Raw genomic sequence first — 26,142 nt, forward strand, 5'->3', positions numbered from 1 at the left:
TCTATTTATTCCGGTAATTGCGCTGAATTTTCAGTGAGATTTTACGCCGACGCTTATTTTTTAGTGCCGCTCTGATTTTTTAAGTTAAATAATTATTTGATTAAAAATGCGAGAGTGTAAATGATATTTTAAAATAAAGTAAAAGTGCGTTAATATGCTGCCTCTTATTACCGTGTGCTACGTGATAATTCTATTATGCCTGCAATGAAAAAAACGATTATTTCCTTTACCGCATTAGCGATGTTCGTCAGCGCGGCGACGCATGCTGAAGCGGATACCTCTAAAAAAACCGACTTCCTGCTGATTGGCGGCGGGATCATGAGCGCCTCGCTTGGCACCTGGCTGCAGGCGCTGCAGCCGGACTGGAACCTGACGATGGTGGAGAAACTGGACGGCGTGGCCCTGGAATCCTCCAACGGCTGGAATAATGCCGGTACCGGTCACTCGGCGAATATGGAGCTGAACTATACGCCGGAGCGGGCGGACGGATCGATTGACGTCAGCAAAGCGCTGGATATTAACGAACAGTTCATGATTTCCCGTCAGTTCTGGTCGGCACAGGTGAAGCGCGGTATTTTGCACGACCCGCACTCCTTTATTAATTCCACGCCGCATATGAGTTTCGTCTGGGGCGATAATGTCGACTATCTGCAGAAGCGTTATAACGCGCTGCAGCAGACCACCTTATTCCAGGGGATGAAATTCTCCACCGACCACGCGCAAATTAAACAGTGGGCGCCGCTGGTGATGGAAGGCCGCGATCCGCAGCAGAAAGTGGCTGCCACCTGGACGCCGGTGGGTACCGACGTTAACTATGGCGAAATCACCCGGCAGCTGATCGGCAGCCTGAAGAAAAACAGCCATTTCACCCTGCAAACCTCCTCTGAGGTCACCGATTTCAAACGCAATGCCGATAACTCCTGGCACGTGACCATTAAGAACGTGCAGAGCGGCGAGGCGCAGACCATCGATGCGAAATACGTCTTTATTGGCGCCGGCGGCGGTGCGCTGAAGCTGCTGCAAAAAACCGGTATTCCGGAAGCGGACAACTATGCTGGCTTCCCGGTGGGTGGTTCGTTCCTGATGACCGAGAACCCGGCGGTCACCGCGCAGCACCTCGAGAAAGTGTATGGCCAGGCTTCGGTCGGCGCACCACCGATGTCGGTACCGCACCTTGACGCCCGCTACCTCGATGGCAAGCGCGTGGTGCTGTTTGGGCCTTTCGCCACCTTCTCGACCAAGTTCCTGAAGAACGGTTCCTTCTTCGACCTGTTGAGCACCACTACCACTGACAACGTGCTGCCGATGACCCACGTCGGTCTCGACAACTTCGATCTGGTGAAATATCTCGTCAGCCAGGTGATGCTCAGCGATGATGACCGCTTCGCCGCGCTGAAAGAGTACTACCCTGACGCGCGTAAAGAGGACTGGAAGCTGATCCAGGCCGGCCAGCGCGTGCAGATCATTAAGAAAGACGCAGAGAAGGGCGGCGTGTTGAAACTGGGCACCGAAGTGGTGGTCGATCAGCAGAAAACCATTTCCGCGCTGCTTGGCGCGTCGCCGGGGGCTTCCACCGCTGCGCCGATCACCCTCAATGTGCTCAAGCAGATGTTCCCGACGCAGTTTAACTCGCCGGAGTGGCAGACCCGTATCCACCAGATCGTGCCGAGCTACGGCCAGAAGCTAAACGGCAACGTGGCGCTGACCCAGCAGGTTTGGGATGATACCGCCGCGACCCTGCAGCTGACGAAACCGCCGGTGATCCAGATGCCAGCGGCTGCGCCCACCGCGACCGCGAAGCCGGTTGAGCCTCAGCGCGACGCCTCGCCGCAGCATGATATGGCGCTGTAAAAGCAAACTTGAAAGTGAACAAAAGGGAAGACCACGGTCTTCCCTTTTTTGCGTCCATTCCCCGCCTGCGCCGCGCTCTGCCTGCAACTTTGCCGTCATAAACGATATACTGATTTGAATTGAAAAAGAAAAGCAAATCAGGAGTGTGGAAGGGCTATGCAAGACGATATCAACCAGGAGATCACCTTCCGCAAGTTGTCGGTCTTTATGATGTTTATGGCGAAAGGCAATATCGCCAGAACCGCCGAAGCGATGAAGCTCAGCAGCGTCAGCGTCCACCGCGCGCTGCATACGCTGGAAGAGGGGGTGGGCTGCCCGCTGTTTGTTCACAAAGGGCGCAATTTGCTGCCGCTGCAGGCAGCATGGACACTGCTGGAATATTGTCAGGATGTGATGAGTCTGATGAGCCGGGGGCTTGAGGCGACGCGCAAAGTCGCCGGCGTCGGCCAGGGGCGGCTGCGCATCGGCACTCTTTATTCCCTGACCCTGGAAACCGTCCCGCGCATTATCATGGGCATGAAGCTGCGGCGCCCTGAGCTGGAGCTGGATCTGACCATGGGCTCTAACCAGATGCTGCTGGATATGCTGGAAGACGACGCTCTCGACGCTATCCTGATCGCCACCAATGAAGGGGAGTTCAACAATACCGCTTTCGACGTGGTGCCGCTGTTTGAGGACGATATTTTTCTCGCCGCCCCGGCGACGGAGCAGCTGGATGCCTCACAACTCGCCGACCTGCGCGATTACGCCGATCGCAAGTTTGTGTCGCTGGCGGAGGGGTTCGCCACCTATGCCGGATTTCGGGAAGCATTCCATATCGCTGGTTTCGAGCCGGAGATCGTCACCCGGGTGAATGACATCTTTTCGATGATTAGCCTGGTGCAGGCGGGCGTCGGGTTTGCGCTGCTGCCGGGGCGAATGAAGAAAGTCTATGAAAAAGATGTACAGCTGTTAAAGCTGGCGGAACCGTACCAGATGCGCCAGCTGATCTCGATTGTCTATTCACACCATCGCGAGCGCGATGCCGACCTGCTGGCGCTGGCGGCGGAAGGAAGGATGTACGCCCGGAGCCTTATTCGTTAAGCCGCTGCGCCAGATGGCGGGCAACGTCCACGCCGCTGTGTTCCAGCGAAAGGGTCTCCCCGCGCCAGCCCGCCTGGCGGGTCAGGCAGGTGAGCACGCCGCCGGGCGGCATCTCGATTGCCAGTCTCGCGTCGCGTTCATCGGCGGCGATCATCGCCTCCTGCCAGTGGACGGTGCGCGCCATGTTCATCGCCAGATCGTCGGCGATCCGCTGCGGATCCCACAGCACGCGCGCTGTCGAGCCGCTTAAATAGGCGCACTGCGGGCGCGTTAAGGTCAGGTTGGCAAAGGCTTTTGCCAGCGCTGCGGCGGGTTTATCCAGCAGCGCACAGTGCGATGGCACGCTGACCGCCAGCCGCTGCGCCTTGCTGGCGCCCGCCTGCAGCGCCAGCTGTGCCACTTCGGCCATGGCTTCATCGCGTCCGGCGATCACAATCTGCGTTTCGGCGTTGAGGTTGGCGAGATAGACCTCGTGGCCCTGCATCAGCGCCTCAAGCCGCGGGCGGGTCAGGCCCATAATCGCCGTCAGCCCGTAACCTTCAGGATAGGCCTGTTCCATGAGATCGCCGCGCAGGGCTACCAGCCGCAGCGCGCTGGCGAAATCGAGCGCGCCGGCAATGACCGCTGCGGGAAAGGCGCCGATGGAGAGGCCGCTGACCATCTGCGGATTAACGCCCTGGCGCTGTAGCTCGCGCGCCCAGGCTACCCCGACGATCAGCAGACAGAGCTGGACCGCACGGGTGTGTTTTAGCGCATCAGCGCTATCGAGAGTCTCGACTTCATCCCCCAGCACGGCGCGCGCCTGGCTGAGGATCGCTTCGCGGTCGGGGATAGCCGCCAGCATGTTGGGACGCTGGGCGCCCTGTCCGGGAAAAGTAAACAAAATCTTCATCATTCCTCCCTGCGCCACGGCGCAGTAGTTAAGCGCGCACCGTGTGACGTTTTCAGCAGCGCCCGCCCATCGCGTAGCCACTCATTGAGGGCGAAGGCGCCGTACGGCGTTTCGACCTGGGTATCGGCGCGGCACGGGAGCTTGGCCACCCGGGACTGCCATTCCAGCAGCGCCTCGCGGGCCAGCGGCTGCGGCGCGCGGATCAGCAGATCCAAATCGCTTGCTGCATGGAGTACCGGGATTTCGGTCGCCAGCGCGTAGCCAGTGCTGCCGGTGACGCCCCAGCGCCAGGGCCAGTCGTCCAGCGTCAGGGCGATAGCCGCCTGCACCGGCGGCTGCGAAACAAAAGGAGAGCCCAGCAGGCGCTCGCGCTCCACCAGCATCTCCGGGGTGACGCTGCGCACGATATTCTGCGCCTGTACCCAGCCGGCGGCGCGCTGCTCGCGCTTCATGCCCCGCACCCCAACCGGGATGCGGGCCTGGCCGTCAACGTCGCGCCTCACCACCACCGGCAGCGCGGCTCGCCACTGCTGAACCACCCACGGCTCTGCAATATCTTCCAGGGCGCTGGCGTGGTTTAACCAAACTAAATCGTGGGGACGCGGCGTTGATGACATGGTTTACAGTCCTGAAGTCAAAGAGATAAACAGCGGTAACGACAGGATACACAGAACCGAGCTTAACAACAGCACGGCTTCAGCATCCGGGGACTGCACGCCGAAGCGGTTGCCGAACACCACGCCGAAGAAGCCGGCGGCCAGGGCAATCATCAGGATCGCGGTAATCGCGATGGAGCCATGCAGACCCAGCAGCATCACCAGACCCCAGGCGATAAACGGCTGTACCAGCAGTTTTACGAGGGTGGAGGTGGCGATCAGCGCATTGATCTGCAGTTTACGCGCCGAGAGGATCACCCCGGTGAGGAACAGCGCTGCTGCGGTAGCGGCCAGGCCCAGCGGTTTGATGGAGGCCAGCAGCAGGTCCGGCATGTTAATGCCGATAGCGGAAAGCACCACTCCGAGCAGCGGGCCCCAGACGATCGGCTTTTTCACCGAACGCCACATCAGCACCGGCAGCATCGCCAGCGTAGAACCGCTGTTTTCCCCCGCGGCGCGGGCTTTTTCACGTTCCAGAATCAGCAGGCAGAAGGGGGTCATCAGGACCGAACCGCAGGCGATAGAGACCGCCACCGACAGCGAGGTCGATGCGCCTTCGCCGAGCACGCTGCCAAGGATCGGCAGGCCCAGCGCGGCGTAGTTCGGCAGCGCGACGGTGAGGGTCAGCACCGCGGCATCCTGCGGGGTGCGTTTGAACACGCTGGTGGCGAGGAAGTAGATCCCGGCGTAGGTGATCCACATCGCGCCGGTCAGCACCAGCACCAGCGGCGACTGGGCGACGATACCGGCCCACGGCGTTTGTACCGTCGCGCTAAACAGCGTGGCGGGTAAGGCAAAATCCATTACAAAAATATTAAGCAGCGAGACGTTTTTGTTATCTACCATACCGGCCTTACCGGCCCAGAAGCCCAGCAGCATAATGACGAAAATCGGGGCAAGAGCATGAATAATCACATAAGTCATAAATCACCTGTAAATAAAATAGAGTACTGGCGCGATTGTTATTTTTTCTAAAAGCCGTCCCTGCCCGGCGCGGTTATTACGCGCTCCGGGGGACGGCTTCCGGCAGGTTTTCTTCTACTACTTACGTACGAACGAACGTCTTACCAGCTGGCGCGCATAAGGTCGCGGACCTGCTGCGAACTGCGGCGGTTTTCCGCACCCAGGCGGCACTTCAGCGAGGGATCCTGGCGCGCGTCAGCGATGGCGTCGCGCAAGGTGTGGCTGACCAGCGCCAGATCGTGGTCGTCAGGCGCGTCCGGATTGCTGATGTCAAGCAGGGCGGAGAGCAGGCCGAGCGTGGCGTAGTTGTTGACGTCATAGGCCATCGGCGGGATGGTCGCCGCCAGTTTCTCCAGCGCCTCCACGCTGCGCAGCGTAATGCGCGCTGCCGATGCTTTCCCCATCGCGTGGACCAGTACGCCGCTGTCGTTAAAGGCGATCAGGCGATTGGCCTGGTAGCCGTGGGCCAGAAACGCCCCGGACATCGCTTTGCCGACGATCAGGCCAATCACCGGGTGGCCGGCCAGACGGGCTTTGGCGTAGGCGCCTGCCGCCCCGGCCAGGGCCTGGTGGATGCCAAAGGCTTCTTCGCGGCGGCCATAGGCCTGGCTCGGGACATCAATTACCGCGACGATCGGCCGTTTGACAGGCTGATCGGCGTCGGCGGCGATGGTTTCGTTGACTACTTTCGCCAGCGTCCAGCCTTCCAGCAGGCCGACTTCGCCGCCGGCGGCGCGTGGGTAGTGGTTGTTGGCGTCAGGTACCACGGCGATAAAGCGGACGCTTTCGCCATCAATCTGGCCATCTGCGACCTGCACCGAAGGGCACAGACCACTCATCAGCGGCGCGTCGGGCGCCAAGTTATTCAGCCACAGCGCGGCGCGGTTTGGGAACTGGCTCATTATTTCTCCTCCCGGGCAAAAAGCTGTTTAATCTGCGCGGTATCCGCCTGCTGGCGGGTGTCGAACTGGCTCAAGCGACGCAGATAATCGTCATAGTTGTCGCTGCGGTGCTGCGCCGGTACGCCTTTGGCGATCGCCTCGTTCATTGCGGTTTTGACCGCGTTGACGCCATCGTTAACCAGCGCGTCGACCAGGCCGCTGGCGGCGCGAATTTCGCCGCCGGTCATGCTCCAGATAAACGGCCGGTTGCGTGAGTCGTACTCTTCAATGCCGGCTTCCTGCTCGATAACCTGTGGGCCGTTGAGGCCGAGACGGGCTTCACGGGTGACGATAAGGTAGCTGCACAGCGCCGCGGCGATGGACATACCGCCGAAGCAGCCGACGGTACCGGTAATAATGCCGACTACCGGGGTGTAGCGGCGCAGGTCGACAATTGCGGCGTGAATATCGGCGATGGCGGCCAGACCGAGGTTGGCCTCCTGTAGCCGGACGCCGCCGGTTTCGAGGCACAGCACCGCCTGGGTCGGGATACCGTTGCGGTTATCCTCCGCCGCCAGCTCCAGCGCGGCGGCCATTTTGGCGCCGGAGACTTCGCCCATACTGCCGCCCTGGAAGGTGCCTTCGATGGCAATCACCACCGCCGGCTGGCCGTTGATCGTGCCTTTGGCGACCACCATACCGTCGTCGGACTGCGGGACGATGCCCTGCGCGCCGAGCCATGGCGACATAATGCCGTCAAACGGATCCAGCAGTTCGCGGTAACTGCCGTCGTCCAGCAGGGCGTGTGCGCGTTCGCGAGCGCGCAGTTCGATAAAGCTGCGATCGTTACGCATGAGCGGCCTCCTCAAAGACTTGTTCAATACGAATACGGGCGATGCCCGGCGTGGCGCCGAAGTCGTGAATAACCAACTGTCCGGCGGGCAGGCCGTTGATCAGGTTCAGCCGGTCGAACAGCGCCTGCCAGCGCGCCTGGCTGTTATCCACCGAGGTGGTAATTTGCACGCGGAGCGTATCGCTCCCGGCGGCGGTATAGAGCACCTCCATATCGCCTGAACCTACAACCCCTGCCAACGCTCTGCCGCTGAGGGCGCGGCTGGCAGGAAATGACAATGTAATCTGTTCCATAACATCCTCTGAATGCGTTAGCCGGCAACCCGGTCGAGAAACAGGGTGGCGGCAAGGAGATCGGCGGCGCCGCCCGGCGAGGCGTTGTGCGCCAGCATCTGCGCGTCAAGCCGCGCCAGGGCGGCGCGTCCGGCGACGCTGGCGCAACCGCCGGCAGCCAGCACCTCGCGGGCGCCCTGCTGCATGGTCTGCAGGCCGCTCATGCCGGCGCGCGACAGCACGCAGGTATCGCTCAGCGAGGTCATGATGGCCATCAGCGCGTCAAGTCGCGCCTGCGGCTCGCTGGCGCCCCGGGCGCGGCTTTGCTGTAACTGCGGCAGCGCCAGGGCGGTGATATGCGGGAAACCGCGCTGCGCCTCTTCGCGCGCGCCAGGCACCTGCCAGCGGCGGCTGGCGCGCAGCCCTTTACTGAAGCTTTTCGGCGCCAGGCTGTCGGGCAGGCGGGCGAGGGCGGCGGCGGTGTCGGCGATCGTCTGTGATTGCCCCTCTCCACCCAACATCGCCACCGCGCTGACCAGCAGCCCCAGCGCCCAGATGGCGCCGCGGTGGGTATTGACCCCGCCGGTGGCCTGCATCATCTGCGCTTCGCCTTCGCGACCGAGGCGGCCGACGGTTTCGCGCAGCGCGATATCCGCCGGGCGACGCCAGCTTTGCTGGGCCAGCGCGTGGAAGGTCGGCTGCAGGCTGCGGGCGGAGCGTTCCATCAGCGCCAGCGTGAGGTCCTGATGCGCGCCGCTGCCGCGGCTGTCGACCAGACCCGGTTTCGGGCTCAGACGGGCTTCGTCAATCAGGCAGGCGCTGGCGGTGTCCGCCAGCCAGCTGACAAGACTTTCGGCGTGCAGGGGAGAGAGAATTTTCATTACCAGCTCCGGAATTTTGCCGGTGGGTTGTACAGTCCGTCGGACCATTCCACCAGGTCGGCGACGCTGCCGGCGGCCAGCAGTGAACGGGTTGCCTCGCTGCGGCGAATACCCAGATCTTCCGGGTAGACCACTTTGCCGCTCTGACGCAGGGCAGCCACGCGTTTTGCGTCCACCCCGAGGCCAATGTCGGTGATCCCGGCCACTGCGGCGACCATCGCCCGGCGCTCTTCCAGGCTTTCCGCACGATACAGATAGGCGATACCCTCTTCGGTCAGCACGTGGGTGACGTCATCGCCGTAAATCATCACCGGCGCCAGCGGCATGCCGGAGGTTTTAGCGACGTCGACCGCGTCGAGGGTCTCAACGAAGGTCGGTTTCACGCCGGCCTGGAAGGTTTCGACCATCTGCACCACCAGTTTTTTACCGCGCTGCATTGGGTCCGGCTCGGTGATCGTATTGAGCCAGGCAGGGGTAGCGTGGCGGCGGCCGTGCGGATCGTGGCCCATGTTCGGCGCGCCGCCGAAGCCGGAAAGGCGGCCGCGTGTGACGGTCGAGGAGTTAGCCAGTCCATCCACCTGCAGGGTCGAACCGATAAACATATCCACCGCGTACTGACCCGCCAGCTGGCAGAAGGCGCGGTTGGAACGCATGGAGCCGTCCGGGCCGGTAAAGAAGATATCCGGGCGGGCGCGGATGTACTCTTCCATCCCCAGCTCGCCGCCGAAGCAGTGCACGCTCTCCACCCAGCCGCTCTCGATCGCCGGGATCAGGGTCGGATGCGGGTTCAGGGTCCAGTGTTTACAGATTTTGCCTTTCAGGCCGAGCTGTTCGCCGTAGGTCGGTAGCAGCAGTTCGATAGCGGCGGTGTTGAAGCCGATCCCGTGGTTGAGGGACTGCACCTGATGCTCTGCGTAGATGCCCTTGATCGCCATCATCGCCATCAGAATGTGTTCTTGCTTAATCAGGCGCGGGTCGCGGGTGAACAGTGGTTCAATAAAGAACGGCTTGTCGGCGACCACCACGTAATCAATCCACGAGCCGGGAATATCGACGCGGGGCAGATCGCACTCGTCGTCCACCAGTTCGTTGACCTGAGCGATAACAATGCCGTCGTGGAAGGCGGCGGCCTCCACCAGCGCCGGGGTATCTTCGGTACTCGGCCCGGTATAGAGGTTTCCTTTGCGGTCGGCTTTGTAGCCGGCGATCAGCGCGACGTTAGGCGACAGATCGACGTACAGGCGGGAGTAGAGTTCGATATAGGTATGAATGGCGCCGATTTCCAGCAGCCCATCTTCCAGCAGCTGCGAAATGCGCAGGCTTTGGGTACCGGAGAAGGAGAAATCGAGCTTACGGGCGATGCCTTTTTCAAACAGGTCAAGGTGCTCGCTGCGCCCGACGCTGGGCATGATCATATGCAGATCGTGGATTTTCTGCGGATTGACTTCCGCCAGCATGCGGGAGAGAAAATCGGCCTGCTTCTGGTTGTTGCCTTCCAGCACCACCCGGTCGCCGGGGGCGAGCAGGTTTTCCAGTACGCTGACCAGCTGGTCAGTGGGGATGACTTTGCCCGGGATGTTGGCCTCGGCCAGCCGCCGTTGCTTTTCCGTCCGGCGACGGTTCCAGACCCGCCCCGTCGTTTGTTCGGCATTCATTATTAACCTCCTGATTCGACAAATCGTTTTGTTTGTCCTGGTGGAGGGTAGTGTGCGACGCGGGGCGCGGAGCATCAATTAAGCACGGCGGCCAATCGTTAGCCTGAGAGTAACAATGGTGAGTGGCCCTTTGTGATGAGGATCAATAATACAAAAGGCGTAGTGGTCTACTGCAGGTGACAAGGAGAGGAGGGCCGGTCAGCCACCGGCCCGGGGAAGGGTTACTGTTTGCTCACATCACTTAATAAGAAGGCGATGCTCTGCCCGCCGCTGGTCTGCTCAAGGGCAATTTTGACGATAATCGTCAACGGCACCGACAGGAGCATACCGACCGGACCCAGCAGCCAGCCCCAGAAGATCAATGACAGGAACACCACCAGGGTGGAGAGCCCCAGGCCGCGCCCCATGATCCGCGGTTCGAGAATATTGCCGAACACCAGGTTAACGATCAGATAGCCGGCCAGCACCACCAGCGCCTCGTACAGGCCGCCGAACACCAGCACCTGCAGGATCGGCGGGATGGCCGTCAGTACGGAACCGATATTGGGAATATAGTTCAGCGCGAAGGCCAGTAGCCCCCACATAAAGGCGAAGCGCACGTCCAGCAGAACCAGCATGCCCCAAACCACCAGCCCGGTGACCAGGCTAATCGCGGTCTTCAGCACCAGATAATGCGACACGCTGTCGATGGCGCGCTGAATGGCCCCCATGCCTTCTACCGGGCGGGACATCAGCTGCTGCAGTTTGGCGGGCAGTTGCGGAACCTCCAGCAGCATAAACACCACCGTCAGCAGCAGCAGAAAAATCGAGGACATGGCGTTCGACAGCTGAGTGAGCAGACTGGTGACCAGGGTCATCACGGCGTTGGGGTCGATGTATTTGTTAAGCTCCACCACCGAGACGGTAAAACCCAGGCGCTGCAGCCAGGGGGCGATGGTTTGCATCGGTTCGTAGAGATAGTTGCGGTACTGCGGCAGGGTGCGCGCCAGCTCGTTAAGCGAGGTCCCCAGCGAGGCCAGCAGCACAACGGCTAACATCACGATAAGGCCGATCAGCAGTGAGATCGCCAGCACACGCGGCACCCGGCAGCGGACCAGCAGCTGCACCAGCGGATTAAGGATCACCGCCAGAAAAATCGCGAGAATAAACGGGACAATAATGTCTGCCGCAAAGCGAATGCCGGTCAGGATGATCACCAGCATGCCCAGCATGATGACCATCTTTAGTCCGTTAAGTGTAATAATAGGTTTAGCCATAGGATCCCGTCCTCAATCTTCCTTGCCTGTTAACAGGTTGCGTTACATTAGCATAATGACGTTTTTTTTCAGAAAAAACGCATTGCTGCAAAACCGCGGCGTAAAGAATTGCAAAGTCTTTGAATTAAATGTAGCACTATGCTACAAATCTACCTGTGTTTAACTACTGAGGACAATTTCCATCCGCACCGGACGAGAAGCAACACCGCGGATAATTGTAATTTTATGGACAATCAGTTCAGGATGTATATTTTAAATCACCCCGCAGTATCCCTCACTTTTTCCCGTTTTGCCGGCGAACAGCACTGGCATTCGGCGCTATAGTCACCTTTTTTCTGCCTGAGCTGGCGCCAAGCGCACAGCGAAATCTACGTCAGAAATTTTCCGGTTTACGCGTCGCGTAAACGGTAATGGATTATATTCTCAAGCAGGAGAAGGGATCATGTTTTATTGGATTTTATTAGCTTTAGCTATTGTTGCTGAAATTACCGGCACGTTGTCGATGAAATGGGCAAGCATCAGCGGTGGGCATACCGGCTATATTTTAATGCTGGCCATGATAGCTCTGTCATATATTTTTCTCGCCTTTGCAGTTAAAAAAATTGTCCTCGGTGTGGCTTACGCGTTATGGGAAGGGATTGGCATTTTGCTGATCACCCTGTTCAGCGTTCTGTTATTTGATGAAAGCTTGTCGCTGCTGAAAATAGCCGGTCTGACCACACTGGTGGTGGGGATCGTCCTGATTAAGTCCGGCACCCAGAAAAAAGCGTCGTCGAAGCAGGAGGTGGCTCATGCAGCAGTTTGAGTGGATCCACGCCGCCTGGTTGGCTATCGCCATTGTTCTGGAGATTATTGCCAACGTCTTTTTGAAGTTTTCCGACGGTTTCCGCCGCAAGGTCTATGGCATCCTGTCGCTGGCGGCGGTGCTGGGCGCATTCAGCGCCCTGTCGCAGGCGGTAAAAGGCATCGATCTGTCGGTTGCCTATGCGCTGTGGGGCGGCTTCGGTATCGCGGCGACCATCGCCGCCGGCTGGGTGCTGTTTGGCCAGCGCCTGAATAACAAAGGCTGGGCGGGAGTCATCCTGTTGGTTGCCGGCATGGTGTTAATTAAACTCGCCTGACGTCGCGCCGCCTGCAAAGCCAGGCGGCAAAACGGGTCCGCTGTAGTATGCTTACCTCAAGACCGGCCCCGCAGTTATTGTGCCCGGTGACGATGAGGACTGCGCATGTTCACAGCTTTCGGCTGGCGGAAAATTCCTTCCGCCAGGACGTTGTCAATAATGATTTTTCTCGCCGGGCTCGGCCTCACCGCGTCGGTGATCTCCCTGCTTTACCTGTCGCAACACCTCATTGCCAGCAAATCCAATGAAATTGACCAGCAGCGTTCTGTCCTGTCGGTGGAAGGGGCGGTGCAGACATCGGTCAACCGGGTGCTGTCCCTGGTGCTGGACAATGCTATCTGGGACGATGCGGTGACCCAGACTTACGCCCCCAGACTGGATCAAAAATGGCTGTACGACACCTGGGGATCGGGCTTCAAAATCAATAACCTGTACGACGGCACCTTTGTCCTTGATGAACATTATCACATTCTGTGGGGCGCCTTTCAGAGTCAGGTGATGCCCCGGACAGACCTTTCATTTCTCGGCGCCGGGCTGACCAGCCTGATCCGTTATCATGCAAAAGCTCTGCGCGAGGGGAAAAACGCCTTCGCCGGCATCACGCGCACCGAGGCAGGGATCGCTTTCGTCGGCATCGGTCTGATCCGGCCAACGACCGGCCGGCTGCAAGTGGCTGACGATACCCGGCGCTATCTGGTCATTACCCGGCACATCAGTCCTCAGCTGCTGCAGCGTTTAGGCGACACCTTCCAGATAAGTCATCTCCATCTCAGCGACGGCCCCGGCGAACACCATATTCCGTTGCGCACGCAGGGAGGCGAGGTGCTGGGCTATCTGGCGTGGCAGCCGCGTCTGCCCGGCGCCGAAGCGGCCCTGGCCTCATCAGGCAGTATGCGGCTGATCGCCGGGGTGGCCGCCAGCCTGATCCTGCTGTTTATTCTGTTCAGCAGCCTCGGCATGTATAAGCTGGCCCGCGGCGAACGTCAGGCGCGGGAGATCGCCCTGATTGACTGGCTCAGCCGGCTGCCCAACCGACGAGCGCTGCTGCTGCGGTTAAGCCAGGTGTGCGACACGAGTAAGCACGACATGCAGTGCGTGGTGTTTATCGATCTGGACGGATTTAAAGATGTGAATGATAACTATGGCCACGATGTGGGCGACGCCCTGATCCGCCATATCGCCAGCGCGCTGCAAAAACGGGTGCCGGCGGAGGCCATGCTGGCAAGAATGGGCGGGGATGAATTCGCCATGGCGGTGAGCGGCGAACAAGCGATCGACCGGGCGGCGGCGTTCGCCTGGGCGGCGCTGGAGCTGCTGAAAGCGCCGGTGGTACTGAGCAAACGCAAAATTTATATCGGCGCCAGCATCGGCATCGCCAGCGGAACCCCGGCGGAATGCTCCAGTACCGAACTGTTTCGCCGGGCGGATATCGCCATGTACCACGCCAAGAAGAGCGGCAAGGGGCAGACGGCCTGGTATGACGATGTGCTGGATGCCGTGCGACGTCATCAGCTGATGATCGAGAATGGCATCCGTCAGGGGCTGGAGCAGGATGAATTTGAGGTCTGGTATCAGCCGGTAGTCGATGCCGATACCCTGACGATGACCGGCGTTGAAGCGCTGCTGCGCTGGCCGCGTCGCCCGCAGGGTGCGCTGGCGCCGGATGCATTTATCGCCATTGCCGAGAGCAGCGGCCTGATTGACACCCTCGGCCAGTTCGTTCTGCAACGTGCCTGCAGCGATCTGCAGCCGGTGAGCGATCTGCTGCTGTCGGTGAATATCTCCCCGGCGCAATTTCGCGATCCGGCTTTTGAAAGCCGGGTGATGGAGACGGTCGCTGCCTGCCGCTTTCCGCCGTCACGCCTGCAAGTGGAGGTGACGGAGAGTTATGTGCTGGAAAATCCGGAACGTTCGCAGGCGGTGGTGGAGAATCTGAAGGCCCAGGGCATCGCCGTGGCGCTGGACGATTTTGGCACCGGTTATTCGAGCATCGGCTATTTACGCCGCTTTCGTTTTGACAGCCTGAAGATTGACAAATCCCTCGCCGGGCGGGTGGACTGTGATGCGCAGGCGGCGGAGATGGTGCGCGGCACGGTGCGCATCGCCCGCGCGCTGGGGATGACGGTCGTGGCTGAGGGGGTTGAAGATCCGCAACAGCTGGCGCTGCTGCGGCGGGCCGGTTGCGACCGGCTACAGGGCTTTTACTTCAGTAAACCGATGCCGATCGCCGACCTGTTGCAGCGGCGCCAGCAGCAGGGGTAATTACTCTCCGGCCAGCGCCTCCAGCTTATCGCGAAAGCCGGTCACCGCGATGGCGCGGTTGTCCGCTCGCCAGCGATCCTGCGGGCCGGGAGCCGAACTTTGCACGGCGATCACTTGCCAGCCGTCTGCGGTTTTCAGCAGCAGCGGCGAGCCGCTGTCGCCGGGCAGGGTGTCACACTGGTGCGACAGAACGCTGTTTTGCGCCCAGCCGGTGACGATGCAGTCCTGGTGGCTATAAAGATTATCCAGATGATCTTCAGGATAACCTGACTGGGTCACTTTCCGGTCCGCCGCCTTCAGCGCTGCGGTTAAATCGGCCTTACTGCCGGGGAAGAGCGGGATCGGCGTGATGCCTGAGGGAGCATAGCGCAGCACGATCAGGCCAAAATCCGAGGGCGCCGCGGCGGAGGGAACGATCCAGCCGTCGCCGTCGGCTTTCAGGCGCTTGCCTAACCCGGGATCCACTCGTCCGTCAATGCCGTGGATCTCATACACCCAGTTTCCCTTGCGGGAAATAAAGCGCAGAGCGACCGCTTTGTCCGGCTTGCCGCGCGGGGGCGTTAACAGGCAGTGGCCCGCGGTCAGCGCCAGGTTGGGGGAGATGAGCGTCGCCGTGCACAGATTGCCGCTGGCGGTCTCCAGCTGGCCAATCGCGTCCCACGGGCTCTCCTCCGGACGGCTCACCGCTTTACGGTCATCGTGACCGAAAAACAACGTCTTAATATCTTTGGCGCTCAGTCCGTTATCATCGGCATGTGCGCCCAGAGGTAACAGATAAAATGTACACAGTAATAACAGAACGTTTCTACGCATATCACTCTCTGGGGAGGCTATGATGTCTATTGACAGTAGCAGGAGATTTAAGTTTATGAAAGTAAACAATAATTCTTATCAGGCCAAACGGCATGTCTCATCTGCGCGCGGCGGGCCCTGGCGCGGGTAAAACCGTCTGATTTCAATCGGTTAATACCAGTAACCTTCTGCTGCTATTTCCGCAGAAAGCGCGGTCTGGCGCAAGAACATTCGTGTATCAGAACGTACTGAAATTGGCGAATAATGCAGCAACACTTCTTTAAGGTTATTCCTGGTTTGTCAGCGGAATGTGCAAAAATAATACGTTTACCCGCCAGAACTTCACCAGAATTCGCACTTCTTTACGCCTCACGTAATAATTTTCAATGCGAAACATTTTCTCACCGAAAACATTGTTACCGTCACCCCGCCGTTGAGTAAATAGAGAGGTAATACCGGCGATGATAGCCTGAATTCTATTTCCCCGGCGTTCGGAGGGTATATGTCTAAAAAAGGTATTCGCGCACTGGTGTATGTTTCCCTGGTCTCCGTGGCCATCTGGGGCGCAACCGGCTATCTGGTGATGGAAGCGGTACGTGCTTTGTGATGAGTCTGGCCGCCGCATGGGGGCCAGGCGCGCGATGGTTTCTTGCTAACGTGTCTGGCGTCTTCGGGCGCCGGGCATTATTTGCGCCGCTGGCAGCGGCAGGGTACAGAGAGTGGTAAGAGGCAGGCAATAATATTTGCGCGACATTCACCTTCCGGGAAGTCTGCGCCAGGCGGCAAAAAGGGAGAGGGGGCGAAACAATTAATAGAGGAAAAAGCGGGTCGCAACCACTGCGCAAATGATTAACAGGATCAGGATGAGCTCAAAACGATATCGCCGCAGCATAGTGCTCTCCAGAAAAAACGGCGCTGAAACAGCGCCGATTATTTAAGAAGGTTGGTTCACCGGGAGGAATTATGCTGCCGGCTGTGCAGCAGGTTTAGCGGCCTGGTGTTTGGTGGGTTTGTGGTGTTTTTTCGCTGCCTGGGCTTTCTGGGCTACTGGTTTAGCGGCAGCTTTGTGGTGCTTTTTAGCGGCCTGGGCTTTCTGCGGAGCGGCTGGTTTAGCTTCTGCTTTTTTGTGTTTTTTAGCGGCCTGGGCTTTCTGGGCAGCGGCTGGTTTCGCTTCTGCTTTCTTGTGTTTTTTGGCAGCCTGAGCTTTCTGCTCTGCAGCTGGTTTTGCTGCGGCTTTATGGTGTTTTTTGTGATGGGTGGTCTTGGCAGCAGTGCTGTGGGTAGCAGCAGGCGCCTGAGTGGTGCTTACTGCGTCAGCAGCGAAAGCGGCGGAAGAGAGACCCATAGCAGCGGCAACGACCAGAGCTAATACTTTTTTCATTCTGATATCCTCGAAAAGTTTTCTTAATTTCAACCCCACTGCGGGGCCGGTGAAATTACTATATGCTTGTCTTTTCGGGCTTTCCGTGAGTGTTTGGTATCGGCGTGTAACCGAATGTACAAGGCGAGGAGCGAAGGACGCGCCGGGCAGCCCGGCGCGGACGATTACAGATAGCGGGCGGTAAGGTGGTCGCGGAAGTAGCGGCTGTTAAGATCCTCTCCGGTGGCCTGCTGGATCAGCTGCGAGGTGGTGAAGCGGCTGCCATGCTGCCAGATATTCTGCCGCAGCCAGTCAAACAGGGCGCTGAAATCCCCTTCCGCGATATCGCGGTCTAACGTCGGCAGCGCGCGGCGGGCGGCGGCCATCAGCTGCGCGGCGTACATCGCCCCCAGCGTATAGGAAGGGAAGTAGCCGAAGCCGCCGTCGGTCCAGTGAATATCCTGCATACAGCCGTCCCGGTAGTTGCCGGTGGTCGACAGTCCCAGCCAGTGCTGCATTTTCTCATCCCACAGCGACGGAATATCTTCCACCTCGATCTCGCCGTCGATCAGCGCGCGTTCAATTTCATAGCGCAGGATCACATGCGCCGGGTAGCTGACCTCATCGGCATCAACGCGAATAAAGCCTGGTTTCACCCGCTGGTTCCAGGCGACAAAATTCTCCTCGCTAAAGGCCGGCCGATCGCCAAAGCGTTCGCGCACCGCCGGCAACAGGCGGTGGAGGAAGCGCTCGCTGCGTCCCAGCTGCATTTCAAAGAACAGGCTTTGCGATTCATGGATAGCGGTAGAGCGGGCCAGTCCTACCGGCTGGTCGACCCACGGGCGAGGCAGATTCTGCTCATAGCGGGCGTGGCCGGTCTCGTGGATCACGCCGAACAGGGCGCTGAGCAGGTCGTTTTCGTTGTAGCGGGTGGTGATGCGCACATCCTGAGGGACGCCGCCGCAGAACGGGTGGGCGCTGATGTCCAGACGCCCGCCGTCAAAGTCAAAGCCGAGGATGCGCATCGCCTGCAGACCCAGCTCGCGCTGCTCAGGGATCGGGAACGGCCCCTGCGGGGCGATCAAGGTTCGCGTCGCCTGCTTGTCGACCGCTTGCCGCAGCAGGGACGGCAGCCAGGACTTGAGGTCGGCAAACAGGCTGTCCAGCCGGGCGCTGGTCATATCCGGCTCGAAAATATCAAGCAGCGCGTCATAGCGTGAGCCGCCCCGGGCGTCGGCGCGGATCTGCGCTTCCTCGCGGCTCAGCCTGACCACCTCGCGCAAATTTTCGGCAAAGCCAGCCCAGTCGTTAGCCGGCCGCTGGCTGCGCCAGGCATGTTCGCAACGGCTACCGGCCAGTGATTTGGCCTCCACCAGGCTTTCCGGCAGCAGCGCCGCCTGATCGTACTGACGCTGCATTTCCCGCAGGTTGGCCTGTTCGAGGTCGTTGAGATCCTGCTGGCGGGCCGCCTGCAGCCATTGGCCCACTTTTTTATCGGTCAGGATCTGATGCTGTAGCACGCCGAGTTCCGCCAGCGCTTCGCCGCGGGCGGCGCTACCGCCCGGAGGCATCATGGCGAACATATCCCAGCCGGCGATGGCGGAGAGATGCGAAAAGCGCGACAGGCGCTGAAAGGTGCGGGTAAGCTGCTGATAAGGCGTATTTTCAGTCATAGTAGCGTTCGGTCCGTGACAGGTGAATGAACAGATTATCGGTATGCCTCTACACTATCCTGATACGCCTGGCGGGTCGAGCGTTGCGCGCAGGAGGCGTGGTATAGCATCAGCCGGGAGATAGCAGGAAAAAAAGCGTGGCTCTGTGAGCGGTATTGCAGAAATCGGCAACGTATCGTGACTAAACTGTGATCGATTACACAGGTCTGGAGGTTCGGGGGTGGTTTATGAATCCGTTCACCTGGCTGTTTATTGCCTTACTGTCCGTTGATGCCGTCAGAGAGCTGATGGGCTTGTCATCTATCATGGGCATGTGGTGAAACGTGGCCCGCAGGCCACGTCACGGGCGATTATTTTAGTCGGCGATACAAGCAAGTGCCGGTCAACAGCGCGGCAAGGAGCAGCAGCGCGATAAATCCGCCGACGCCGTTCCAGCCGTAGCGGTGCCAGAACACCCCGCCTAACGTCCCCGCCAGGCTTGAGCCAAGATAATAGCTGAACAGATATAGCGATGACGCCTGACCGCGGGCGCGGCGCGCGCGTGGGCCAATCCAGCTGCTGGCGACGGAATGCGCGGCGAAGAAGCCGGCGGAGAACAGCAGCATGCCGATGAAAATCAGCCACAAGGAAGAAAAGAGCGTCATCAGCAGTCCGCAAAGCATCACGCCGGTAAAGCCGAGCATCACCGGACCGCGGCCATAGCGTACGGTCATGGCGCCCGCTTTCGGCGAGCTCCAGGTTCCGGTGAGATACGCCACCGACAGCAGACCCACCACCGCCTGGCTTAACGACCACGGCGACATCATCAGACGGTAGCCAATGTAGTTAAACAGAGTGACAAAGGCCCCCATCAGCAGGAAACCTTCGACGAACAGCAGCGGCAGGCCGCGATCGCGCCAGTGCAGGTGGAAATTAATCAGCAGCGTTTTTGGCCGCAGCGAGGTCGGGCGGAAATGGCGCGACTCGGGCAGGATACGCCAGAACATAATCGCCGCTGCCAGAGCGAACCCGCTGATCACCGCCAGCGCCACGCGCCAGCCGAAGAAATCGGTAAAGACCCCGGTGAGCAAGCGGCCGCTCATGCCGCCGATGGAGTTGCCGCTGATATAGAGTCCCATGGAGAAGGCCACGAAGCTGGGGTGGATCTCCTCGCTCAGGTAGGTCATGCCGACCGCCGCCACGCCGCTCAACGACAGGCCGATCAGGGCGCGCATAATCAGGATGCCGTGCCAGCTGGTCATCATGGTCGACAACAGCGAGCAGCAGGCGGCCAGCAGCAAGGCGGTGACCATCACCGGCTTGCGGCCAATGGCGTCCGATAGTGGGCCGGTAAACAGCAGGCCCACCGCCAGCATCGCCGTGGAAATGGAGAGAGAGATACTGCTGCTGGCCGGCGATACGCCGAACTCGTTCGACAGCACCGGCAGGATCGGCTGCACGCAATAGAGCAGGGCAAAGGTGGCCAGACCGGCGGAGAACAGCGCGAGAGTGACGCGCATAAACTGCGGGGTGCCGCGCTTAATAAATTGATCCGGGCGGGATGCACCAGCGACGCTGACCTCGTCCGCCGGCACGGTGTCAACGGTTGTTGTACGACTCACAGAGAATTCCTTGGATAGAAGTTGCTGCTTACCAACAGAGTGTTGTGACCATTCAGCTCACATTTTTAGGGTATGAAAATGTAAATATTCTGTCTAATATATTAATAATCTCAAATAAGACGTTTTAAATATGAATATCGAGTTGCGTCATCTGCGCTACTTTGTCGCCGTCGCCGAGGAGCTGCATTTTGGCCGCGCCGCGGCGCGACTGAACATCTCTCAACCGCCGTTAAGCCAGCAAATTCAGATCCTCGAGCAGCAGACCGGCGCCCGCCTGTTCGCCCGCACCAACCGCAGCGTCAGCCTGACGGCGGCGGGCAAACAGTTTCTCGCCGACAGCCGACAAATTCTCGCCCAGGTGGAGGACGCCGCCGCCCGCGCCGCCCGCCTGCACCATGGGGAAACGGGCGAACTGCGTATCGGCTTTACCTCCTCGGCCCCTTTCATCAAGGCGGTATCCGATACGCTGTCGCTGTTTCGTCAGCGCTACCCGGATGTGCATATTCTCACCCGCGAGACCAATACCCGCGAACAGATTGTCCCGCTGAGCGAGGGGGCCCTCGACCTTGGCCTGTTGCGTAATACTCAACTGCCGGACACCCTGGCGTGGCAGCGGGTCCTGCGTGAGCCGCTGCTGGCGATGGTCCCGGCGGACCATCCGCTGGCCCGCCTGCCCTCGGTCAGCCTGGCGGCGCTGGCGCGGGAGCCGTTCGTCTTTTTCGACCCGCATGTCGGTACCGGCCTGTATGACGATATCCTTGGCCTGCTGCGCCGCTACGGCCATACGCCGGTGATTGCCCAGGAGGTGGGGGAGGCGATGACCATTATTGGCCTGGTGGCCGCCGGGCTGGGGGTGTCGATCCTGCCGGCCTCCTTTCAGCGCGTGCAGCTCAGCGAAATGCGCTGGCTGCCGATCGACGAACAGGATGCGGTGTCAGAGATGTGGCTGGTGTGGTCGAAACACCATGAGCAGGGAGCGCTGGCAAAACGCTTTCGTGACACGCTGCTGGCCTGGAAAAGCGAGCGCAATTGAAGCAAAAATGGGCTGGAAATGTGCGGTAAATCACAAGGCTAAGCAAAAATTTGACGTTCACCATCGAAGTGCTTCACCATAGTCGAAAGTTTATTTCGAAGCGCGAAAATAAAGGGAGTCAATGGTGGTAGCGGATAGTCAACCAGGCCATATCGATCAAATCAAGCAGACCAATGCGGGCGCCGTCTATCGCCTGATTGATCAGCTCGGCCCGGTATCGCGTATCGACCTCTCCCGATTTGCGCAACTGGCGCCCGCCAGCATCACTAAAATTGTCCGCGAAATGCTGGAAGCGCACTTGGTGCAGGAGACCGAAATTCAGGAGCCCGGCAGCCGCGGGCGGCCGGCGGTGGGGCTGATGGTGGAAACCGAGGCATGGCACTATCTGGCGGTGCGCATCAGCCGCGGCGAGATCCACCTTTCGCTGCGTGATTTAAGCAGCCAGCTGGTGGTGGAGGAGCAGCTGGAGCTGGCGCTTGCCGACAGCACGCCGTTTCTGACGCGGATTATCGACCATATCGATCGCTTCTTTATTCGCCACCAGAAGAAGCTGGAACGTCTCACCTCCATCGCCATCACGATGCCGGGTATCATTGATACTGAAAACGGCATTATTCATCGCATGCCGTTTTATGAAGAAGTCAAAGACGTCCCGTTGGGCGAAACGCTGGCCAACCATACCGGGGTGCCGGTCTATATTCAGCATGACATCAGCGCCTGGACCATGGCGGAATCGCTGTTTGGCGCCTCGCGCGGCGCCCGGGACGTCATTCAGGTAGTGATCGATCACAACGTCGGCGCCGGGGTTATCACCGATGGACGTCTGCTGCACGCCGGCAGCAGCAGTCTCGTGGAGATCGGTCATACCCAGGTCGACCCCTACGGCAAACGCTGCTACTGCGGCAACCATGGCTGTCTGGAAACGATCGCCAGCGTGGAGAGCGTGCTGGAGCTGGCGCAGATGCGGATGGCGCAGTCGATGAGCTCGCTACTGCATCAGCGTCCGCTGAGCGTGGAGTGGCTATGTCAGGCGGCGCTGCAGGGCGATCTGCTGGCCCGGGACATTATCAGCGGCGTCGGTAATCACGTCGGCCGCATTCTGGCGATCATGGTCAATCTGTTTAACCCGCAGAAAATCCTGATTGGCTCGCCGTTTAACCTGGCGGCAGACATTCTTTTTCCGGCAATTTCCAGCTGCATTCGGCAACAATCACTCCCGGCCTACAGCCAGCATATCGCGGTTGAAAGCACCCAGTTCTCCAACCGCGGAACGATGGCTGGCGCGGCGTTGGTCAAGGATGCGCTCTATAACGGATCCTTACTCATACGACTGTTACAGGGTTAACATTTTTTCATAGTCACACCAAAAATTGCGCTATCTCAAGCTGACCCCCAGCGGCTTCACGTAGACTTTGCCCACTGTTGATTATTTCTCTCCCGTATATTTCATCGACAAAACTGTGGGGTTAGTGATGTTTAAGCGTTTCTTTATTACAGGTACAGACACCTCTGTCGGGAAGACAGTGGTTTCCCGTGCGCTGTTGCAGGCACTTGCTGCCAGAGGCAAAAGCGTGGCCGGGTACAAGCCTGTGGCGAAGGGCAGCAAAGAGACGCCGGACGGTTTGCGTAACAAAGACGCGCTGGTGCTGCAGAGCGTCTCCACGCTGGCGTTACCCTATGAGGCTGTCAATCCCATCGCCTTAAGCGAAGACGAAAGCAGCGTGGCGCACAGCTGCCCGATCAACTACGGTCTGCTGTCGGATGGTTTGCAGCGGCTGACCGGGCAGGTTGAACATGTGGTGGTTGAAGGCACCGGCGGCTGGCGCAGCCTGATGAACGACCTGCGACCGCTCTCCGAATGGGTGGTACAGGAGCAGCTCCCGGTGCTGATGGTGGTGGGGATCCAGGAAGGGTGCATCAACCATGCGCTGCTGACGGCCCAGGCGATCGCCAATGACGGGCTACCGCTGATCGGCTGGGTGGCCAACCGCATTAACCCCGGTCTGGCGCACTACGCCGAAATCATCGATGTGCTCAGCAAAAAGCTGCCGGCGCCGCTCATTGGCGAGCTGCCGTATCTGCCGCGCGCCGAGCAGCGTGAGCTAAGCCGCTACGTCGACTTAGACATGCTCGGCAACGTGATGGCGATAGATCGAATCCCGGCGTAACGTCCGCGACAGCACCGACGCCACCACGCAGGTGATCAACAGGCCGGGAAGCAGCGTATACTGCCCGGTCATCTCACAAATCATCAGGGTCGACATAATGGGCGCATGGGTGGTGGCGGCAAGAAACGCCGCCATGCCGGTCAGTCCCATCATCAAAGCCATCTCCTGATCCCCCGGTAGCCACAGCCCGCTGAAGCGGGCAAACAGCATGCCCATCGCCAGACCAACAAACAGCGTGGGGGTAAACACCCCGCCCGGCGCGCCGGAGCCACTGCTGGCCAGCACCGCCAGCAGTTTGCACAGGAATACCGCCACCAGCAGCGCGCCGGGCGGCGGCAGCAGGAGATAGCTTTGCACCACGCTGTAGCCGTTGCCCCACACCGCCGGAGTGATGAGCGATAAGCCGCCGACTATCAGCCCGCCCAGCGCCAGCTGCCACGGCGGCGCCAGCTTCAGCCTGACGAACCCGCGGTGGCTGTAGGCCATCAGCCAGATAAACAGCGGCCCGCACAGCCCGGCCAGCAGTCCGGTGGCGAGCATCAGGCCATAGTGCAGCGCGCTAAGGTCCTGCTGCAGGACGACATGGTACAGCGGCGCGGCGCCGCCGTTGAGAAACTGGGTGAGCAGCAGGGCGATCACAGCCGAGATGACAACCGGCCCAAGCGAGGCCAGCATCAGCGTGCCAAAGAGAATTTCAGCGATAAACAGGCTGCCGGCCAGCGGGGCATGATAGGCGCTGGCCATCCCGGCGGCGGCGCCGCAGGCGACCCACAGCTTCCATTCTGCCTGCGGCGTGAAGCGGCGGGCGAACAGCGAGGCCGCCAGCGCGGCCAGCAGGATCATGGCGCCTTCCCGGCCAATCGCGCTGCCGGTGACCACCACCAGCAGCGAGGCCAGCGACTTCACCAGGCTTGCCGGCGTATCGAAGCAACCGTCCCCGGTTTCCAGGGCTTCCATATAATCGGTGGCGGCGTGCGGGCGGGCAATGCTGCGCCGCTGCCAGAGCCAGAGAAGTGTCCCTGCCGCCAGTCCCCCCAGCGCCGGGGTAATCAGCCGCCGCCACGCCGGCAGCGACTGCGCGGCGTTGACCAGGCTCCCGCTGTCGTTACCGAGAAACAGCGTTTCCAGCACCACCATGGCATGGCGAAACAGGGCCACCGCCAGGGCGGCGAGCAGGCCAATCAGCGTGGCGATCAGCAGGCGACGAAACATCACCTGCACGTCAGGATAGGGATGAAGACGGTGCATCGGTCATGGCGAGAGTCGGAAAACATGGCCTTATTGTGATAGGGAATAACCTTATATGCAAAAGCGATAAGTGCGGGTCACGGTCAGGCGTGCAAATAAGGAAACCGCGCCGACTACCGGCGCGGTAAAGGGATTAGCGATAGAGCGGCTTTTCCGCCACGGCGATCGGCAGATTCTCCTGCCACTGCGCCAGGGTCGCCTGCGCCAGCTGACCCAGCGCCTGGTAGAAGGGGTGGGCAGCGCGTTCGACAAAGACGCTCAGGAAGCGTCCGGACCACGGCAGCAGATGCCAGGCCAGCAGCTGGCCAAACAACGCCTCCTGCTCCGTTTCGCACAGCCACGCCGCCAGCAGCAGCAGGGTGCCGAAATGGTCTTCCGGCTCGTTGCGATCGGCGTCCAGTGCGATGCCGTTCGCGCGCATCCATTCGCGCAGTGCCAGCGTGGATTCGCCGAACAGCACCGATTCTTTATCCAGCCAGACGGATCCCCATGGCGGCGCCGGCAGGGCCCATGGTCCGATAAACAGGCGCTGCCAGGCTTCCGGCAACGACTCTTCAGCCGACGCGGCAAACCCCGATGCCAGCGGGGCGGCAACCGGGTAGGGCCACTGTTGCTGCCAGCTGCCGTCCTGGAAGGCGGCGACCAGCGGCGCGATTTGCGCGTTATTCGGCGCATAAGAGAACAACGCGCCCAGGGTACGGGCGCTTAACGCGACGGCGTCGCGGTGTGGGAACGGCATCATCAATTATTCCTTTCTGCGGCGCGCGCCGGCGCGCCGTCTCATTAACCGGCAACCGCCATACCGACGGTCATATGTAGCCCATAAAACAGGCCGCGGCCAATACATTCAGCAATCAAGACCAGCAGCAGACCAGCCAGTAGCCCCGCCGCGCGCGGCGGCTGGCGACGGATCAGCGGGCACAGCCAGCAGCCGAGTCCCAGCGCCAGCAGGATCAGGCGTAAGGCCTGCAGTCTGCCGTAATTCGGCAACAGGCTGGCCGCCTGCTGAACGGAGCTGTGAATAGTACTGAGCCCGGCGCTTTGCATGACGATCACCGCGGCGCTGATGACCAGCGCGGCCACGCTCAACCCAGCAATAAACCAGCCGTTAACGTCGACTTTCGCCATTTGCAACAGCAGGGCGGCGAACAGCGGCCCGCTAAGGAGTACCGTCAGGAAGAAGGCGCTGGTGGTGTAGCCAGTGTACCATGTCGGTACAGTATCGATTTGATAAACCCGGGTCATCGCGAGGACAAACAGCAGCCCCAACAGCAGGGCGATCACCAGCCAGATTTTGCCCAGCGCTGCCGGCATTTTTTCCAGCACGGCCAGCAGCCACCAGAATCCGCCCACAGCGAAAAACAAGGCGCCGCTGGCGATTTCGTTGCTCAGCGCCGAGGCGCCGACGCGGTTCAGCGAGTTAAACGCGCGCAGTGGCGAACCGAGATGCATAACTGAAGCGAGAAAGCCGATCCCCATCAGCAGCCAGATAAAAAACATGCTGCGCACCAGACGCTGCCGCGCTTCGCGCTGGTCCGCCAACTCGAGCCAGACCAGACCGCTGATGAATGTCGCGCCCACCACGCATTGCCCTAGTACCGTAAACAGCACCAGCGGCCATTCATGCCATCCGCTTCCCAT

The 26,142-nt window shown here is 60.1% G+C and carries 27 protein-coding genes; 10 read left to right on the forward strand and 17 right to left on the reverse strand.

All coding sequences use genetic code 11. The features are described 5' to 3' along the window. Positions 1–240: 240 nt before the first annotated feature. Together mqo and ACQUTI_RS00765 are read left to right on the forward strand one after the other, a co-directional pair. A complete protein-coding gene (gene mqo, locus ACQUTI_RS00760; protein WP_231787065.1) occupies positions 241–1,851 on the forward strand; it encodes a malate dehydrogenase (quinone) in 1,611 nt (536 codons plus the stop codon). Between the two features lie 156 nt (positions 1,852–2,007). Beyond that, positions 2,008–2,934, forward strand: coding sequence for a LysR family transcriptional regulator (locus ACQUTI_RS00765; protein ID WP_004206070.1), 927 nt, complete (start codon positions 2,008–2,010; stop codon positions 2,932–2,934). Here the strand turns inward: ACQUTI_RS00765 and mdcH are convergent. The 9 genes from mdcH to ACQUTI_RS00810 all read right to left on the reverse strand — a co-directional run bounded on the left by mdcH (position 2,924) and on the right by ACQUTI_RS00810 (position 11,243). Then, positions 2,924–3,826 carry a malonate decarboxylase subunit epsilon gene (gene mdcH / locus ACQUTI_RS00770; protein WP_156235028.1) on the reverse strand — a complete coding sequence of 301 codons (903 nt, stop codon included), beginning with the start codon at positions 3,824–3,826 and terminating at the stop codon, positions 2,924–2,926. The two genes, ACQUTI_RS00765 and mdcH, sit on opposite strands and share 11 nt — an antisense overlap. Further along, positions 3,826–4,443, reverse strand: a complete 618-nt coding sequence (locus ACQUTI_RS00775; protein ID WP_017900313.1) for a malonate decarboxylase holo-ACP synthase — start codon at positions 4,441–4,443, stop codon at positions 3,826–3,828. The genes mdcH and ACQUTI_RS00775 overlap by 1 nt, the downstream gene beginning before the upstream one ends. A gap of 3 nt (positions 4,444–4,446) precedes the next feature. After that, entirely contained in the window at positions 4,447–5,406 is a 960-nt protein-coding gene (locus ACQUTI_RS00780; protein WP_004206065.1) for an AEC family transporter, read from the reverse strand. A 140-nt stretch (positions 5,407–5,546) separates the two neighbouring features. After that, the gene (mdcE, locus tag ACQUTI_RS00785) at positions 5,547–6,347 is read right to left on the reverse strand and encodes a biotin-independent malonate decarboxylase subunit gamma (RefSeq protein ID WP_254465517.1); all 801 of its coding nucleotides are present in this window, start codon (positions 6,345–6,347) and stop codon (positions 5,547–5,549) included. Further along, the gene (locus ACQUTI_RS00790; RefSeq protein ID WP_062913915.1) at positions 6,347–7,180 is read right to left on the reverse strand and encodes a biotin-independent malonate decarboxylase subunit beta; all 834 of its coding nucleotides are present in this window, start codon (positions 7,178–7,180) and stop codon (positions 6,347–6,349) included. Before ACQUTI_RS00790 ends, mdcE begins: the two co-directional genes overlap by 1 nt. Continuing rightward, entirely contained in the window at positions 7,173–7,472 is a 300-nt protein-coding gene (mdcC, locus tag ACQUTI_RS00795) for a malonate decarboxylase acyl carrier protein (RefSeq protein ID WP_428923169.1), read from the reverse strand. Before mdcC ends, ACQUTI_RS00790 begins: the two co-directional genes overlap by 8 nt. Positions 7,473–7,489: 17 nt before the next feature. After that, positions 7,490–8,332 (reverse strand): triphosphoribosyl-dephospho-CoA synthase, encoded by an 843-nt coding sequence (locus ACQUTI_RS00800; protein WP_048294814.1) that lies wholly within the window; start codon positions 8,330–8,332, stop codon positions 7,490–7,492. Further along, positions 8,332–9,987 (reverse strand): malonate decarboxylase subunit alpha, encoded by a 1,656-nt coding sequence (gene mdcA, locus ACQUTI_RS00805; protein WP_122543048.1) that lies wholly within the window; start codon positions 9,985–9,987, stop codon positions 8,332–8,334. Before mdcA ends, ACQUTI_RS00800 begins: the two co-directional genes overlap by 1 nt. A 221-nt stretch (positions 9,988–10,208) precedes the next feature. Then, positions 10,209–11,243, reverse strand: coding sequence for an AI-2E family transporter (locus tag ACQUTI_RS00810; protein WP_428923170.1), 1,035 nt, complete (start codon positions 11,241–11,243; stop codon positions 10,209–10,211). Between the two features lie 138 nt (positions 11,244–11,381). Between ACQUTI_RS00810 and ACQUTI_RS00815 the strand changes: the two genes are divergently transcribed. The 3 genes from ACQUTI_RS00815 (at position 11,382) to kpnF (ending at position 12,364) form a co-directional block, all read left to right on the forward strand. Continuing rightward, complete coding sequence (locus tag ACQUTI_RS00815; RefSeq protein WP_004148297.1) at positions 11,382–11,567, forward strand: hypothetical protein; 186 nt, start codon at positions 11,382–11,384, stop codon at positions 11,565–11,567. Positions 11,568–11,685: 118 nt separating this feature from the next. Further along, positions 11,686–12,048, forward strand: coding sequence for a multidrug efflux SMR transporter subunit KpnE (gene kpnE / locus ACQUTI_RS00820; RefSeq protein ID WP_428923171.1), 363 nt, complete (start codon positions 11,686–11,688; stop codon positions 12,046–12,048). After that, positions 12,035–12,364 (forward strand): multidrug efflux SMR transporter subunit KpnF, encoded by a 330-nt coding sequence (kpnF, locus tag ACQUTI_RS00825; protein ID WP_004206057.1) that lies wholly within the window; start codon positions 12,035–12,037, stop codon positions 12,362–12,364. Before kpnE ends, kpnF begins: the two co-directional genes overlap by 14 nt. Before the next feature lie 74 nt (positions 12,365–12,438). Here kpnF and ACQUTI_RS00830 read toward each other — a convergent pair whose 3' ends face one another. Further along, the gene (locus tag ACQUTI_RS00830) at positions 12,439–12,552 is read right to left on the reverse strand and encodes an ArsR family transcriptional regulator (RefSeq protein ID WP_224052065.1); all 114 of its coding nucleotides are present in this window, start codon (positions 12,550–12,552) and stop codon (positions 12,439–12,441) included. On the opposite strand from ACQUTI_RS00830, the gene ACQUTI_RS00835 reads away from it, so the two are divergent. Continuing rightward, entirely contained in the window at positions 12,524–14,626 is a 2,103-nt protein-coding gene (locus ACQUTI_RS00835; protein WP_428923172.1) for a putative bifunctional diguanylate cyclase/phosphodiesterase, read from the forward strand. The genes ACQUTI_RS00830 and ACQUTI_RS00835 overlap by 29 nt on opposite strands. Here the strand turns inward: ACQUTI_RS00835 and ACQUTI_RS00840 are convergent, their stop codons facing one another. The 3 genes from ACQUTI_RS00840 to ACQUTI_RS00850 form a co-directional block, all read right to left on the reverse strand. Further along, on the reverse strand, positions 14,627–15,439 hold the full coding sequence (locus ACQUTI_RS00840) for a trypsin-like serine peptidase (RefSeq protein WP_049092630.1): 813 nt from the start codon (positions 15,437–15,439) through the stop codon (positions 14,627–14,629). It abuts the gene before it with no gap. Positions 15,440–16,379: 940 nt separating this feature from the next. Further along, positions 16,380–16,799: an acid resistance repetitive basic protein Asr gene (asr, locus tag ACQUTI_RS00845; RefSeq protein WP_122543046.1), complete on the reverse strand. Its 420-nt coding sequence runs from the start codon at positions 16,797–16,799 to the stop codon at positions 16,380–16,382. A 164-nt stretch (positions 16,800–16,963) separates the two neighbouring features. Beyond that, entirely contained in the window at positions 16,964–18,451 is a 1,488-nt protein-coding gene (locus ACQUTI_RS00850; RefSeq protein ID WP_065877696.1) for a carboxypeptidase M32, read from the reverse strand. 227 nt (positions 18,452–18,678) lie between these two features. Here ACQUTI_RS00850 and ACQUTI_RS00855 point away from each other — a divergent pair, with 227 nt between their 5' ends. Further along, positions 18,679–18,771 carry a KPN_01571 family protein gene (locus ACQUTI_RS00855; RefSeq protein WP_004206050.1) on the forward strand — a complete coding sequence of 31 codons (93 nt, stop codon included), beginning with the start codon at positions 18,679–18,681 and terminating at the stop codon, positions 18,769–18,771. 30 nt (positions 18,772–18,801) lie between these two features. Here the strand turns inward: ACQUTI_RS00855 and ACQUTI_RS00860 are convergent, their stop codons facing one another. Further along, complete coding sequence (locus ACQUTI_RS00860; protein WP_049092632.1) at positions 18,802–20,052, reverse strand: MFS transporter; 1,251 nt, start codon at positions 20,050–20,052, stop codon at positions 18,802–18,804. Positions 20,053–20,182: 130 nt separating this feature from the next. Here ACQUTI_RS00860 and ACQUTI_RS00865 point away from each other — a divergent pair, with 130 nt between their 5' ends. From ACQUTI_RS00865 to bioD, 3 genes are all read left to right on the forward strand, one after another. Next, entirely contained in the window at positions 20,183–21,085 is a 903-nt protein-coding gene (locus ACQUTI_RS00865) for a LysR family transcriptional regulator (RefSeq protein WP_004206047.1), read from the forward strand. 124 nt (positions 21,086–21,209) lie between these two features. Further along, positions 21,210–22,430 carry a sugar metabolism global transcriptional regulator Mlc gene (mlc, locus tag ACQUTI_RS00870; RefSeq protein WP_004206046.1) on the forward strand — a complete coding sequence of 407 codons (1,221 nt, stop codon included), beginning with the start codon at positions 21,210–21,212 and terminating at the stop codon, positions 22,428–22,430. Between the two features lie 127 nt (positions 22,431–22,557). Beyond that, positions 22,558–23,253 (forward strand): dethiobiotin synthase, encoded by a 696-nt coding sequence (gene bioD / locus ACQUTI_RS00875; RefSeq protein ID WP_004206045.1) that lies wholly within the window; start codon positions 22,558–22,560, stop codon positions 23,251–23,253. Here the strand turns inward: bioD and clcB are convergent. The 3 genes from clcB to ACQUTI_RS00890 all read right to left on the reverse strand — a co-directional run bounded on the left by clcB (position 23,206) and on the right by ACQUTI_RS00890 (position 26,142). Continuing rightward, the gene (clcB, locus tag ACQUTI_RS00880) at positions 23,206–24,501 is read right to left on the reverse strand and encodes a voltage-gated ClC-type chloride channel ClcB (RefSeq protein ID WP_053810422.1); all 1,296 of its coding nucleotides are present in this window, start codon (positions 24,499–24,501) and stop codon (positions 23,206–23,208) included. The genes bioD and clcB overlap by 48 nt on opposite strands. 133 nt (positions 24,502–24,634) lie before the next feature. Beyond that, positions 24,635–25,243, reverse strand: a complete 609-nt coding sequence (gene dmsD, locus ACQUTI_RS00885; protein WP_049003714.1) for a Tat proofreading chaperone DmsD — start codon at positions 25,241–25,243, stop codon at positions 24,635–24,637. Positions 25,244–25,284: 41 nt separating this feature from the next. Further along, on the reverse strand, positions 25,285–26,142 hold the full coding sequence (locus ACQUTI_RS00890; RefSeq protein ID WP_114506402.1) for a DmsC/YnfH family molybdoenzyme membrane anchor subunit: 858 nt from the start codon (positions 26,140–26,142) through the stop codon (positions 25,285–25,287).

Source organism: Klebsiella sp. 7-CIP_Kleb., from assembly GCF_050378655.1.
Taxonomy (GTDB): Bacteria; Pseudomonadota; Gammaproteobacteria; order Enterobacterales; family Enterobacteriaceae; genus Klebsiella; species Klebsiella quasipneumoniae.